This window comes from Burkholderia arboris, from assembly GCF_038723655.1.
GTDB lineage: Bacteria > Pseudomonadota > Gammaproteobacteria > Burkholderiales > Burkholderiaceae > Burkholderia > Burkholderia arboris.
In genome coordinates this window covers 3,291,024-3,304,922 of the sequence record NZ_CP109822.1, presented here as the reverse complement: position 1 = coordinate 3,304,922, position 13,899 = coordinate 3,291,024, and the positions used below count along the sequence as shown (strand labels likewise).

Genomic DNA, 13,899 nt, shown 5'->3' with positions numbered 1-13,899 from the left:
ACTTTCAGCGTACGAAAACCTGCCGGCGACGTGAACCAATCTTTCGGCCAATGCTAATCACGCGGCAGGCTGAATCGTTATCGGGGCGGTACGCAGGGGAGGGGCGACGCGGGGGAGGCGACGGCGTGCATGGTCCGGCGCCGCGCATCCGAAGACGTGCCGCGCGCGCCCGTCGAACCTCGTCGAGCGGGGGCGCGCGGCGCAATGCAGGGGGATTACTGGTTGGCGACCTTCAGCACGGGCGCGAGCGCATCGACCGATGCCGCATGCGAGGTCGCGCGATGCGACGCGAACGCGAGCGCGAATTCGGCGGCTTGCGCGCCGACCGTCTCGAGTTGCGCGACGACCTTCGGATCCGAGCAGCTGTCGGCGCTTTCGAAGCGCGTTTCCAGCGTGTTCACGGTTGCGCCGAACGGCGTCGGCCAGCCGCGCAGTGCATGAACGATCGACCGCAGCGACGTCAGCACCGTGCCGGCCGCCTGCCAGCCGTAGGCAGTGACGATCAGGCCGACTGCGCGGCCGTCGAGATACGGGCGTTCGTCCGCGCGCAGTTCCTCGAGCGTGTCGAGCGCGTTCTTCACGAGACCGGAGACGCCGCCGTGATAGCCCGGTGTCGCGATGATGATCGCGTCGGCCTGGCGCACGGCGTCGATCAGCTCGTGTTGCGCGTCGGTCAGCGTTTTGTGTTCGGGAGCGTAGTGCGGCAGCGTATGCAGGAACGGGCCGTCGAACAGGCGCGTACGGGCGCCGGCGGCCTGCGCGCCGCGCAGTGCGAACGACAGCGCGCGTTCGGTCGACGACGCGGCTCGGGTGGTACCGCCGATGCCGACGACGAACGGGCGGCGGTGTTGATCGAATGCAGTCAAGGGGCGCTCCTCGGGGATGGCTTGCCCGGCTAAGCACAGGCTTAAAACCAGATGGTAACGACCCTGTCGCCACTCTGAAAACGACTTTTCGTTCTATCGATATGCCGCGCGGCGGGGGCGACCGTGTGTGCGACCCCGCAGATCGATAGCAGAAATGCTTGGTTGGGACGGTACGCTGCGGTCGATAAGATGGGCCCGTCTCCTCCATGATGTCTCTACTGACATGGGTTGGCCCCGCCGCGCGGATGCAGGCGGGGCTTTTTTTCGTCCAGGCCAGGAAAAAGGGTGCGATGCCCCGGGCTGTCGCCCGTTATGCGAACACCGGCCGGAAGAAGCTGCGCTCGTAGCTGACGATGCACCGCGTTTCCTCCGCGTAACGGAACGCGGCCTGGCAGGCCGGATCGTCTTTCGAGCGCTCGCGATAGCGCTCGTATTCGGCGAGGCTCGGGAACGAGAACATCGCGAGCGCGATGTTGCTCGCGCCTTCGGACGGCAGGAAGTAGCCATGATGCGTGCCGCCGAACTGCTCGACGAGCGGAATCCACATCTTGCCGTAGGTTTCGAACTCGGCGAGCTTGTACGGATCGATGACGTAGCGGAGGTAGCAGGTAATCATGTGCACTCGCAATGCGGTGAGGGAGCCGCGAGTCTGGAGCGCGTTGCGGCACGTGTCAACGGCGCGCACGCAAGGCGTCGATTCGGTCGTGCGACGCGTTGCTTGCGTGAGCAACGATCGGTGTGCTTTCATGCGTTCGCAATGGCGAGCGCGGCGCGCCGGACGACACCGTCGTCATCGCGTCTGCCACGCCCGTTTCCCCAAACTTTTACGACATTTTTTCTTGCGACGGCGACCGGCGCGCTCATAGACTTCGTGCATCCCAACCACGGAGCATGGCAATGTCGATACCCTGGAACGCGATCGCCGAACGAACCCCTGCCGCGCCGCCTTCCGTGTGCGCCGATCGGGTGATCGTCCGGCGCTTCGATCCGGCAGTCGACAGTTATGCGCAACTCACGCCGATGCTGCATCGTGCGTTCGCGCGGCTCGGCGCGATGGGGCTGAACTGCACGTGCGTCGATCAGGACGAAGACGTTACGCGCCGCCGCGCGGAAGCGGGCGAGTGTTATGTCGCCGTGTGCGGCGGGCGCGTGATCGGCACGGCGACGCTGTATGCGACCGATCCGTCGTCGGCGTGCTCGCTGTACCGGCGCGAAGGCGTCGCGAGCGTGCGCCAGGTGGCCGTGGACCCCGAGTGCCAGAGCCGCGGGATCGGCGCGTTGCTGCTGTCGTTCGCCGAGCAGTGGGCCGCGTTGCGCGGCTATACGCTGCTCGCGCTCGATACGCCGCATCCGGCTGCGCACCTGCTGGCATTCTACGGCGCGCAGGGCTTCGAGGTGGTCGACGTGATGCGCTTTGCCGGCAAGCGCTACGAGAGCGCGATCCTCTGCAAGCGCCCCGTCGCGCGTATCTCGCGCCGCGTGTCGCCGGCGTCGCGGCTGGCGGCACGTGTCGCGGCCGTACGGCGTCTTGCGTATGCATTGCCGTCGCGCGTGGCCGCAGTGGCGCGGCGCGACCTCCGTGTGCGCCGCGGTGCCGGATGGGCGGCACGACGCGCGGCCGGCGCCGCAAGTTGCCGCTCGTCGCCGTGGCGGCCGCGTCAGCACGGGCGCTACACGTTCGGCTGAACGACGGGCGCCCGGTTCCTTTCCAGCTTTTGCCGCGTAGACATCGCGTGAGCGGAGTGTGGCGCTCCCGCTCGTGTACGGCCCTCGAGACACCCCCGCCGCATCGCGGCGAAACGGATGTTTACGCGCTTTTTATGCCCTGACGTGATCCTTTGCCGCGATCTTCACGCGAATCTTCATAAGATGGTTGCGTGGAAACGGAAGCCGCACGTGCGAATGCGTGCAGGCAGCCGGCTCGCCTGACCGATGCCGGCTGCCACCGCACCGCCGCGCCGGCAAAAGGAAAACCGCCATGTCTCTCGATCATGTGACAGGCCCGCGTCCCGAGCAGCGGGGCCATCCGCGCACCGCTGCGCGCTCGATGTTCGATCCCGCGCTCGTGCGTCCGGCGATCGCCGACGCGTTCAGGAAGCTCACGCCGCGCACGCAGTTCCGCAACCCGGTGATGTTCTGCGTGTACGTCGGCAGCATCCTGACGACGCTCCTGTGGATCGCGGCGCTCGCCGGCCAGGCCGAGGCGCCCGCCGGTTTCATCGTCGCGATCGCGCTGTGGCTGTGGTTCACCGTGCTGTTCGCGAACTTCGCCGAAGCGCTCGCCGAAGGGCGCTCGAAGGCGCAGGCCGCGTCGCTGCGCAGTGCGAAACACAACGTGGTCGCGAAGAAGCTTTCGGCGCCGCGTGCGAAGGCCGCCGTCGAGGTGATGGCGTCGACCGACCTGCGCCGTGGCGACGTCGTGCTGGTCGAGACCGGCGACGTGATCCCGGCGGACGGCGACGTGATCGAAGGTGTCGCGTCGGTCGACGAATCGGCGATCACGGGCGAATCCGCACCGGTGATCCGCGAATCGGGCGGCGATTTTTCGTCGGTGACGGGCGGCACGCGCGTGCTTTCGGACTGGATCGTCGTGCGGGTCGCCGTCAATCCGGGCGAGGCATTCCTCGACCGGATGATCGCGATGGTCGAAGGCGCGAAGCGCAAGAAAACGCCGAACGAGATCGCGCTGACGATCCTGCTCGTCGCGCTGACGATCGTGATGCTGCTGGCCACCGCAACGCTGCTGCCGTTCTCGATGTTCTCGGTCGAGGCGATGAAGGCCGGCCACGTGGTGACGATCACCGCGCTCGTCGCGCTGCTCGTGTGCCTGATCCCGACGACGATCGGCGGCCTGTTGTCCGCGATCGGCGTGGCCGGGATGAGCCGGATGATGCAGGCGAACGTGATCGCGACGTCGGGCCGCGCGGTGGAGGCGGCCGGCGACGTCGACGTGCTGCTGCTCGACAAGACCGGCACGATCACGCTCGGCAACCGCCAGGCGGCGGCGTTCGTGCCCGCGCCGTTCGTGACCGAGGAGGCGCTGGCCGATGCGGCCCAACTGTCGTCGCTTGCCGACGAAACGCCGGAAGGCCGCAGCATCGTCGTGCTCGCGAAGCAGCGCTTCAATTTGCGCGAGCGCGACATGCAGGCGCTGCGTCCGGTATTCCTGTCGTTCAGCGCACAGACGCGGATGAGCGGCGTCGACCTGTTTCCTGCTGGGGCGTCGCCCGGCGCGCCCGGCCGCGAGATCCGCAAGGGCGCGGCCGACGCAATCGTGCACTACGTCACGTCGCATGGCGGCCGGGTCACGCGCGAGGTCGAGGCGGCCGTGACCGACATCGCGCGCCGCGGCAGCACGCCGCTGGCGGTCGCGGAGCGGCGCGACGGCGTGGCGCGCGTGCTCGGCGTGATCGAGCTGAAGGACATCGTGAAGGGCGGCATCAAGGAGCGCTTCGCGGAACTGCGCAAGATGGGCATCAAGACCGTGATGGTGACGGGCGACAACCGGCTGACGGCCGCGGCGATCGCGGCGGAGGCGGGTGTCGACGACTTCCTCGCGGAAGCGACGCCGGAAACCAAGCTCGCGACGATCCGCGAGCACCAGGCGGCCGGCCGGCTCGTCGCGATGACGGGCGACGGCACCAACGACGCGCCGGCGCTCGCGCAGGCCGACGTGGCCGTGGCGATGAACACCGGCACGCAGGCGGCGAAGGAGGCCGGCAACATGGTCGACCTCGATTCGAACCCGACGAAGCTGATCGAGATCGTCGAGATCGGCAAGCAGATGCTGATGACGCGCGGCTCGCTGACGACTTTCTCGATCGCGAACGACATCGCGAAGTACTTCGCGATCATCCCGGCAGCCTTCGCGACCACCTACCCGCAACTGCGCGTGCTCGACGTGATGCATCTCGCGTCCCCGGCGTCGGCGATCCTGTCGGCGGTGATCTTCAATGCGCTGATCATTGTCGCGCTGATTCCGCTCGCGCTGAAGGGCGTGCGCTATCGTCCGCTCGGCGCGGCGCCATTGCTGCGCAGGAACCTGCTGCTGTACGGCCTCGGCGGCGTGCTGCTGCCGTTCCCGTTCATCAAGCTGATCGACGTGGTGCTGGTTGCATGCGGATGGGCGTGAACAGGGTGACGCGCGGAGGCATGACCGCATGAGCGAGCCGACCGTCGTCATCGCGATCGTCGACGAAGACAGGTTCATCCGGCATTTCGTCCGCGTCGCGCTGAAGGCCGAACGCATGCACGTGTACGAGGCCGCGACCGGCGCCGCAGGCGTGGCTGTCGTGACCGCCCGTCCCCCCGACCTGATCGTCGCGGATACGAACCTGCACGATCTCGGTGGCGCCGAACTGATCCGTGCGCTGCGCGCGTGCTCGGATGCGCCGTTGATCGTGCTGTCGGCGCGGAGCGCGGAATGCGACAAGGTGGCCGCGCTCGACGCTGGCGCGGACGACTATCTGACCAAGCCGTTCGGCGTGGCCGAGTTGATCGCTTGGATGCGTGCGCACCTGCGGCGGCAGGCCGGCGGCGGGCGCATCGATGCGGTGCGCGTGCGCCTCGGCGACGTGATCGTCGATCTCGGCGATCGCCAGGTGGTGCGCGGCGGCGAACGCGTGCATCTGAGCCCGGTCGAATACCGGCTGCTGGCTGTCCTCGCGCATCACGCGGGACGGCTGCTGACACACGACCGGTTGCTGAGCGAGGTGTGGGGCAAGGCGCACGGCAAGGATGCGCACGACCTGCGCGTGGTTGTCGGCCATCTGCGGCGCAAGCTGGAGTCCGAGCCGCGGCGGCCCGAATACATCGTGACGGAGAGGGGCGTCGGCTACCGGCTTGCCGGCGCCGCGTAACGTGGAGCGGTGTGTTCAGGGGTTTGCGGCCGTCCGCAGTTCGTCGGCCGGCATGCCGCTCGACCGGCGCAACTGCGCATCGAATTGCTGCACACGCAGTGCGACGCGCTGCGCATAGCGCTTCGTACCGCCGTTGTAGCGTACGAGCGCGCTCTCGACGTCGCCGTCTGCATCGTCGAGATAGCCGCGGAAGATCGCTGCGCCGATCCGTACGTTGGTCGCCGGATCGGACAAATCCTTTACATGCGCGACGAGATCGCGATGCGCGGCGGGCAGTACCTGCATCAGTCCGCGCGCACCCGCGACGCTGGTCGCGTGGCGATCGAAGCCCGATTCGACCGCGATGATCGCGAGCAGCAGCGCCGGGGCGAGCCCGTAGCGGTCCGACTCGGTCTGCACCGCGCGGGCGATCGTGCGTGCTTCGGCATACGCGATGTGAAAGCGGTTGCGCAGCGCCGTGACGATCGTGTCGAGGGTGGGAGGCGGTGATGCATCGGGCGTGCTGGCGGCGCCGACCGGTGCCGCCGGCATGTCGTCGGCACGCGCGGGCAGTGTGGCCGATAGCGACAGCGCGATCGGGAAAAGCAACAGAAGCCGCTTCAGTGGCAGGGCCGGGCGCATACGCATGCGTTGTGCCGGCCGGTCATGCGATGAATAGGTTTCCTGCATGTCGTCGCATCGTGGTTCCGATGCGACGACTGTACGCAGTTACGCGTTGCGAGCGTCGAAAGAAACAGGTGTGCCGGATAAACGCCGCATAAAGACGCGGGATGTCACTCGTCGCGGCCGCGCGTGTCGCCGCCGCCTTTCGCGAGCCGCCATGCGATCGTGCCGAGCACGCCCACCGCGACAACCAGCGCGCCCCACAGCACGTAGCGGCGCGTCGCGTCGGTATCGGCTGCCGGCACCGGCGCGACCGCCGATACCGGCAGCGCCGCGCCGACCCGCGCGGGCCGCACTTCGGGCGCCATGCCGACCAGCATCGCATCGCGGCTCACGGCCGACGACACGAGCGACGCATCGCCGACGCCGAGCGTAAACGGCGGCGTGCCGCGCGCGACGAAGGTCAGCGCGGCAGGATGCCAGCCGACCGCGATGGCCGGCTGGCCGCCGCCGAACCCGCCGTTGCGCATGTCGACGACGATCCGCCATGCGCGATCCGTATTCGCCGCGAATTCGAGCGGCGGATTGCGCTGCTCGCCGGCCTTGCCCTGCAGCCGGAACAGCACGGCGCCCGCAACGTCGCGCCACGGCGCCTGTGCATCGGGGCGGCTCTGCAGCGTCGCGCGTGCGACGGTGTTCGGCTGCGGCAGGTCGATGCGTACGCGATCGACCGGATACGCGCCGTCGGTGTCGAACAGATACTCGCCCGGCGCGCTGCCGGCGTGCACACGCACGGCGTCGCGCCACTGGCGCGGCACGGATGCGGTATCGGTCCCGCGACTGTCGCGCGGATGCGTCTCGACGTCGATCGACGCGATCGCGGGCGCGCCGTCGAGCCAGTCCAGCCGCAGGTAGCGCGGCGCCGCGCCTTCGAGCGCGATGCGTTCCTGCACCAGCATGTCGTCGCCGCGGCCGACCTTCAGCAGCTGTGTGCTGCCCAGCGACCGCCAACTGCGCAGGTCGTCGCTCGCTTCGATCGCGACACGCCCCTGGTAGCTGGCGTCACCCACATGCACGAGCAGCGCATCGAGGGTGCCGTCCGCATGCGACAGGTCGACGAGATCGGCGCCGTGCTTCGTGCGCGCCGGTGCGGCGGTCGCCGCGCGCAGCGCGCCGTCCGGGCCGACCGTCACGCCGAGCGGCGCGTTGCCGTTATCGGCGCGGGCGGGCGGCAGCGGAAACCAGTGCACCGGCGTGCGCGCCGGCGGTACGGCGGGCGCGGCCGCGACGGGGGCATCGAGCGAATACGGCACCGGCTCGCCCGCACCGTTGAAGATGCGCACGTCGCCGAGATCGTCGCGCCGGCTCGCCGCATACACGGGCTGCGGCACGGTGAGCTGGTAATACGCGGCGCTGCCGTCGAGGTCGAGCGCGAAGCGTTGCGTGACGCGTCCGGCGTCCGGCGCACCGTCGGCGGCCGCGAACGACGCGAGCAGGCTCAGTCCGAGCAGGGCGGCGAGTCGCGTCATGGCTGGTCGTCCTGTTGCGCGGCGGCCTTCGGCGGCAGCGGCGAGAAATACCCGATCAACAGCAGCAGCACGCCGATGCCGATGAACGACACGATGCGCTCGATCCCGGTCACGTGCGACAGGTCGAACAGGAACAGCTTGACGACCGTCAGCGCGAGCAGGGCGGCGCCGACGAACCACAGCGGGCGCAGTCCGCGGCGCGTGGCCCAGATCGTGATAGCGAGCGCGCAGAGGGTCCAGTACACGGACACCGACGCCTGCACGAGCGTCGATTCGGCCATCGCGCCGAATTCGTACGGCACGCCGGCCCAGTGGTGCAGCGTGCGCAGCAGGATCGCGTTCAGCCACAGGAACGCGGTGGCGCCGGCCGCGCTCAGCAGTTCGACGCGGTACTTGCCGAACGACCAGCCGAGCTTGCGCGCACGCACGAACCACGATGCGGCAAGCGCATAGACGACCACGAGCACGAGATCGAGCGGATTGAAGAGCGGCACGCGCGCCCAGCTTCCGCCGTCCTGCGTGAAGTTTGCGTAGAAGGTCCACACCCACATCACGACGATCAGCGGCAGCGACGCGAACGCACAGATACGGGCGATGCCGTCGCGGCGCGTCAGCCACATCCCGGCGAACGCGAACAGGCTCCAGCCGACCATGAACACCTGCTGGATGTCGAACGACGACAGCACGGTGTCGACGTCGTAACCCAGGTGGAAACGGTGATGCAGCGTGCGCAGCATCAGCACGTTGAACCACAGGAACACGGTCGCGAGCGCCGCATAGTCGACGACGCGCGGATGCCACGCGATGCCGAGCGTTTTCAGGCGGCGCAGCCATACGGCGAATGCAACGAAGACGAGGCACTGCGCGACGTCGAGCGGATTGAGCAGCGGCAGCCAGAAGAGCGGCGCGGCGCTGCCGTCGCTGATCGTGCTGGCGAGGCTCCACAGCCACAGCAGCGCGGCGAGCGGCGCCGCGCCCCACACCTGGTAGGCGCGCGGGAACGCCGCGACGGGCCAGCGCAGGCGCGAGCCGGGGCCCGACACGAGCAGGAGCAGCGCGCCGAAGCCGTACGCCCACGCGCTCCAGCTCCATGCCCCTTCGGGGACGAACGCGCGCAGGCGCCAGAACCCTTCGAGCGACAGCAGCCCGCACAGGGTCCAGAACGTCAGCGTATGCAGCGGCGCGATGATGCCGGCAGCGATCGATGGCACCGTGCCGTTCGCGGTCCCGGCGCCGGCCGTGCCGCGCGACTGGCGCCACAGCAGCGCAAGACCTGCGCCGACGACGATGGGCCACGCGAACGCACCCATGCCGGACAGCGGCGCTTCATGCGCATCGAACGCGCGCAGCGCGAGCAGGGCGAGCACCGGCGCCAGCGCGAGCGCGGGCCATTCGGCGAGCGGCCACGCAAGCCGGCGGCGCGCGACATGCGCGAGCCACGCGGTGCCGGCGGCGAACAGCGCGGTCGTATCGACGACGAAGCGATCGACATGCAGGTCGACGTGACGGCTCGCATAAACGAGGATCTCGTGCAGCCCGCCGCTGACCCACCACAGCAGTCCCCATGCGGCAGCGGCAGCACCGATTTCAGGCATCCACGCGTGCCACGCGCGCGCGTCGTCGCGTCCGTGCAGCCACCAGCCGGTAAACACGCCGGCCAGCGCGATCAGCAGCATCGCGATGTACGGGCTGTTGAGTACGGGCAGCGTGGTGGTGTCGGCCGCCCCGAGGAGGCTGGTGAAGAACGCGCCGGCCGCGGCGACCTGCATCAGCAGACCGAAGCCGAACGGCAGCAGGCGCTTCTGGCGCACGGCGAGCCATACGATGGCCGCGCCTTCGATCGCCCACGCGGCGCTGGTCGTCGGGCCCGAGAATGCGAGCGGTACGGCCAGCGTCGCGAAGATCACCGCGAGCGCGAGCATCGATTCGAACAGCAATCCGAGGCGGTCGCGGCGCCGCGCGAGCCAGGCCGCGACCGCGACGTAGAACGCCGACAGCGCGACCGCGCTCCACGCGAGCCCGAATGGCATGCCCTTCACGAGCGACGCCTGCAGCGCGGTCGCGACGATCGGCGTGCCGAACACGAGCGTGCCGTCGACGTAGTGCCGTAGCGCGAGTTCGCGTTTCACCGCATACAGCAGCGCGATGCCGACATACATCAGGAAGAACAGGATCAGGAACGGCTCGGTGCTCGCGAACAGTGCGGGACGATAGGCCGTCACGCCCCACGCGGAGCCGATCGTGAACGTGAACACGAAGCCGAGCAGGTTCAGCGGGCGCCAGGCCTTGAACCATGCGATCGCGAAGATACCCGCGTTCAGCAGCGCGTAGTAGCTGAACAGCGCGACGTGGTTGCCCTGGCCGGTCGACAGCAGCACCGGCGCGAGAAAGCCGCCTGCGCTGCCCATGAACGCGAGCGGCAGCGCGTTCTGCCGCACCGCGAGGAACGCGCTCAGCGCGCAGACCGCGACCATCAGCGGGAACGCGGCGCCGACGGGCAGCAGCGCGTAAAGCTTGGTCGCGGCGAAGATCGTCAGGTACAGGATGCCGACGCCGCCACCCTGCAGCACGAGGCCGTAAGCGGCGCGTCGCGCGCGCACGCGCCAGCCGATCGCAAGCAGCGCGGCCGCGGCGAGCGCCGTGCCCGCGAGGCGGAATTCGATCGGCAGCATGTTGTTGTCGGCCGCGTACTTGAGCAGGAACGCGACGCCGAAGAACAGCACGATGATCCCGACGCGCACCACCGTGTTGCCGCCCAGCAGCCAGTCGCGCGCGGCGCCGAATGCACGGTCGACGATGCCGGGTTCGCGCGGCGCGGGCGGGGCAGGGCGGGCCGGTGCGGCGGGGGGCGTTGCCGTGGTGTTGACGGGAGCAGGCGCCGGTACCGAGGTGGCGGCCGGTGTGCCTGCCCGTGCAATGGCAGGTTGTGCGGGTTGTACGGGCGGCGTCGGGACGGGCGGCGACGGCGGCGCGGCTGCCGCACCGGCCGACGCCGTTTGCGCGACGCCACCGGCGGTTGCCGCGCCGGCCTTCGCGCCTGCCAACTGGGCGCGCAACGCGTCGAGTTCGCGCGTGAGCGTGTCGACGGTCGCTTCGAGGCGCGCGACGCGATCGGCAAGCGGCAACGGCGTGGGCGTCGGGGTCGCGGACATCGCGAACGCATCGGGCGCGGCTGGCTTGTTCTTGAGCTTGTGCTGCTGCAGCGCGTGACCGATGCAGAACCCGACGGCGGCCCCGAGCAGCGAGCCGTTCGCGGCCGAGAAATCCCCGATCAGGGCGGCGATGCCGCCCACGACGAAACCGATTACGGCGAATGCCCAGTTCAACGCCTTGCTCCCTCTCACTATCGTTATCGTCCATCGATCGCGGATCGCACCGGATCGAGGCGGTTTCAGCACGGCCGGCAGGCGAACCGGCATGCGCGCGCCGTATGGGTGGACCCTCGTGCGAAAGGCCTGCGGCAACGTCGCGATCAGCGTGTTTGCGGGGAATGTATCACAGCGGCCCGTCGCGGATTTCCGGGCTTCGCGCGGTATCGCGGCGTGCGCCGTCCGGTGTCGTCGAACGGCTTTTTGCACGGTCATGCTTTTTACCGGCGAATGCGATACGTGTTTTCGTCTGAGCAGATCGCCGCCGGATCGGACGTGAATTTGTCGGAAAGCGACGTGCGGCCGATGCGCATTGGCGCAAATTCTCGTGCGATGCGCGCCGCGCTGCTGCGCACAAGTCCGACGGGCGACGCCCGCCGTTGCTGGGTGTGCGCGTACTGCGCCGCCGCAATCGGGTGCCGCCGCATGGCGCGGCCCGCCAGGCGGGGCTGGAGCCCGTGTCGTATTTGCGCAAGCGTTTGTCGTAATTCGTCGGCAGGTCGGGGTTTTTTCTGGCAACTATGTAGGCACGCTATGACAAGCGCGAGTCCCCGCTACACGAGGAGAAGGTTTCGATGGATGCCCCCAAGGTCGTGGTCGAAGGTCTGTGCAAGGTGTTTGGAAGCAATCCGCAGCAGGCGCTCGACATGCTCGCCGCCGGCGCGACGAAAGACGATGTGCTCAAGCGCACCGGTCAGGTCGTCGGCGTGCACAACGTCTCCTTCGATGTGCAGGAAGGCGAAATTTTTGTATTGATGGGCCTGTCCGGCTCCGGCAAGTCCACGCTGATCCGCCTCGTGAACCGGCTGGTCGATCCGAGCGCCGGCAAGGTGATGATCGACGGGCTCGACGTCGCGTCGGCACGCCGCTCGGCGCTGACCGCGCTGCGCCGCAAGGACATGAGCATGGTGTTCCAGTCGTTCGCGCTGATGCCGCATCGCACCGTGGTGTCGAATGCCGCATTCGGCCTGGAAGTCGCGGGCATGGGCAAGAAGGAACGCGAACGCCGCGCGATGGAAGTGCTCGAGCAGGTCGGCCTGGCGCCGTTCTCGCACAAGCTGCCGTCCGAGTTGTCGGGCGGCATGCAGCAGCGCGTCGGCCTCGCCCGTGCGCTGGCCGTGAACCCGTCGCTGATGATCATGGACGAGGCGTTCTCCGCGCTCGACCCGCTCAAGCGCCGCGAAATGCAGGATGTGCTGCTGCAACTGCAGAAGGAACAGCGCCGCACGATCATGTTCGTGTCGCACGATCTGGAAGAAGCGCTGCGCATCGGCAACCGCATCGCGATCATGGAGGGTGGCCGCCTCGTGCAGGTCGGCACGCCGCAGGACATCATCGCGAACCCGGCCGACGATTACGTGCGTGCGTTCTTCGACGGCATCGACACCAGCCGCTACCTCACGGCCGGCGACCTGATGCAGACGGGCGCCGTGCCGATCGTGTCGAAGTGCGATGCCGCGAACGTCGCGGCGACGCTGAACGGCAGCGCCGAATACGCGTTCGTGCTCGACGCCGCCCGCAAGATCCGCGGCTTCGTCACGCGCGACGCGATCGGTCAGGACACCCCGTCGGTGCGGCCGATCGAAAGCATCCGGCGCGACGCGTCGCTCGAACATGTCGTCGCGCGTGTGGTCGCCAGCCCGAATGCACTGCCCGTCGTCGACGACGACGGCTGCTACTGCGGCTCGGTCGATCGTGCACTCATCCTGAAGGCCATCACGCGTTCGCGAGGCTCCCATGTCTGAAATGATTCCGCTCGGTACCTGGGTCGACCAGTCCGTTCACTACCTGCTCGACCACGATGCGAAGACGTTCGACGCGATCGGTCAGGCGATCGAAGGTCTCGCGGCATTCGTCGAGCACAGCCTGCAGGCGATCCCGATGTGGCTGATGATGGCGATCTTCATCGGCGTCGGGCTGTGGCGGGTGGGCTGGCGCTTCGCGCTGTTCACCACCGCGTCGTTGCTGCTGATCTTCGCGACGGGTTTCTGGGATCAAACGGTCATCACGCTCGGCCTCACGCTGTCTTCGACGATCATCAGTCTCGTGCTTGGCATTCCGCTCGGCGTCTGGGCCGCGAAGAGCAAGTGGGTTGCCGCGATCGTGCGCCCGATCCTCGACCTGATGCAGACGATGCCGGCCTTCGTCTACCTGATTCCGGCCGCGATGCTGTTCGGTCTCGGCCGCGTGCCGGGGATCCTGTCGACGGTGATCTTCGCGATGCCGCCGGCGGTGCGCCTGACGAGCCTCGGTATCCGCCACGTGAACCGCGAGATCGTCGAAGCCGGCCAGGCGTTCGGCTGCACGCCGTGGCAGCTGCTGTACAAGGTGCAGTTCCCGAATGCGTTGCCGTCGATCATGCAGGGCGTGAACCAGACGATCATGATGGCGCTGTCGATGGTGATCATCGCGTCGATGGTCGGCGCGGGTGGTCTCGGCAACGACGTGCTCGCCAGTATCCAGCGCCTCGACATCGGCCTCGGTTTCGAAAGCGGTCTGTCGGTCGTGCTGCTCGCGATCATTCTCGACCGCATCACCGAAAGCTTCGGCCGCGCGCCGGGCACCGTGAAGGCACCGCTGTTCGCCGGTCTCAAGCAGCTCTTTCGTGTGAAGGCTGCGCCCGCACAGGCGTGACCTCCGGCGGCCGGAGTGCCTCCGGCCGCTCACCCTGAAT

9 protein-coding genes and 1 pseudogene are annotated in these 13,899 nt (G+C 68.4%); 5 read left to right on the top strand and 5 right to left on the bottom strand.

The window, feature by feature from the left end:
- Positions 1-215: 215 nt before the first annotated feature.
- Together OHZ10_RS32270 and OHZ10_RS32265 are read right to left on the bottom strand one after the other, a co-directional pair.
- Entirely contained in the window at positions 216-866 is a 651-nt protein-coding gene (locus tag OHZ10_RS32270; RefSeq protein ID WP_059239036.1) for an NADPH-dependent FMN reductase, read from the bottom strand.
- A gap of 310 nt (positions 867-1,176) precedes the next feature.
- The gene (locus tag OHZ10_RS32265) at positions 1,177-1,482 is read right to left on the bottom strand and encodes an NIPSNAP family protein (RefSeq protein ID WP_059239038.1); all 306 of its coding nucleotides are present in this window, start codon (positions 1,480-1,482) and stop codon (positions 1,177-1,179) included.
- A 281-nt stretch (positions 1,483-1,763) separates the two neighbouring features.
- Between OHZ10_RS32265 and OHZ10_RS32260 the strand changes: the two genes are divergently transcribed.
- From OHZ10_RS32260 to OHZ10_RS32250, 3 genes are all read left to right on the top strand, one after another.
- Positions 1,764-2,552: a GNAT family N-acetyltransferase gene (locus tag OHZ10_RS32260; RefSeq protein WP_059239040.1), complete on the top strand. Its 789-nt coding sequence runs from the start codon at positions 1,764-1,766 to the stop codon at positions 2,550-2,552.
- 361 nt (positions 2,553-2,913) lie between these two features.
- Positions 2,914-4,998: a potassium-transporting ATPase subunit KdpB gene (gene kdpB / locus OHZ10_RS32255; protein WP_340625770.1), complete on the top strand. Its 2,085-nt coding sequence runs from the start codon at positions 2,914-2,916 to the stop codon at positions 4,996-4,998.
- A gap of 28 nt (positions 4,999-5,026) precedes the next feature.
- Positions 5,027-5,725, top strand: coding sequence for a winged helix-turn-helix domain-containing protein (locus OHZ10_RS32250; RefSeq protein ID WP_342705365.1), 699 nt, complete (start codon positions 5,027-5,029; stop codon positions 5,723-5,725).
- 15 nt (positions 5,726-5,740) lie between these two features.
- Here OHZ10_RS32250 and OHZ10_RS32245 read toward each other — a convergent pair whose 3' ends face one another.
- The 3 genes from OHZ10_RS32245 to OHZ10_RS32235 form a co-directional block, all read right to left on the bottom strand.
- Positions 5,741-6,313 (bottom strand): lytic transglycosylase domain-containing protein, encoded by a 573-nt coding sequence (locus OHZ10_RS32245; RefSeq protein ID WP_256087174.1) that lies wholly within the window; start codon positions 6,311-6,313, stop codon positions 5,741-5,743.
- 185 nt (positions 6,314-6,498) lie between these two features.
- Positions 6,499-7,857, bottom strand: coding sequence for a DUF3999 domain-containing protein (locus tag OHZ10_RS32240; RefSeq protein WP_342705363.1), 1,359 nt, complete (start codon positions 7,855-7,857; stop codon positions 6,499-6,501).
- The gene (locus OHZ10_RS32235; protein ID WP_342705362.1) at positions 7,854-11,183 is read right to left on the bottom strand and encodes a DUF2339 domain-containing protein; all 3,330 of its coding nucleotides are present in this window, start codon (positions 11,181-11,183) and stop codon (positions 7,854-7,856) included. Before OHZ10_RS32235 ends, OHZ10_RS32240 begins: the two co-directional genes overlap by 4 nt.
- Before the next feature lie 335 nt (positions 11,184-11,518).
- Here OHZ10_RS32235 and OHZ10_RS32230 point away from each other — a divergent pair.
- Together OHZ10_RS32230 and choW are read left to right on the top strand one after the other, a co-directional pair.
- A pseudogene (locus OHZ10_RS32230) lies at positions 11,519-12,970 on the top strand (quaternary amine ABC transporter ATP-binding protein); the annotation flags it as partial.
- Positions 12,963-13,859, top strand: a complete 897-nt coding sequence (gene choW, locus OHZ10_RS32225; RefSeq protein WP_059239052.1) for a choline ABC transporter permease subunit — start codon at positions 12,963-12,965, stop codon at positions 13,857-13,859. The pseudogene OHZ10_RS32230 and the gene choW, both read left to right, overlap by 8 nt.
- Positions 13,860-13,899: the final 40 nt, after the last annotated feature.

What these genes read in the sequence shown, in the direction of transcription:
- OHZ10_RS32250 (WP_342705365.1), top strand. Translation starts at nt 5,027, where the DNA reads ATGAGCGAGCCGACCGTCGTCATCGCGATCGTCGACGAAGACAGGTTC.
- OHZ10_RS32240 (WP_342705363.1), bottom strand. Translation starts at nt 7,857, where the DNA reads ATGACGCGACTCGCCGCCCTGCTCGGACTGAGCCTGCTCGCGTCGTTC.
- OHZ10_RS32260 (WP_059239040.1), top strand. Translation starts at nt 1,764, where the DNA reads ATGTCGATACCCTGGAACGCGATCGCCGAACGAACCCCTGCCGCGCCG.
- kdpB (WP_340625770.1), top strand. Translation starts at nt 2,914, where the DNA reads ATGTTCGATCCCGCGCTCGTGCGTCCGGCGATCGCCGACGCGTTCAGG.
- choW (WP_059239052.1), top strand. Translation starts at nt 12,963, where the DNA reads ATGTCTGAAATGATTCCGCTCGGTACCTGGGTCGACCAGTCCGTTCAC.
- OHZ10_RS32265 (WP_059239038.1), bottom strand. Translation starts at nt 1,482, where the DNA reads ATGATTACCTGCTACCTCCGCTACGTCATCGATCCGTACAAGCTCGCC.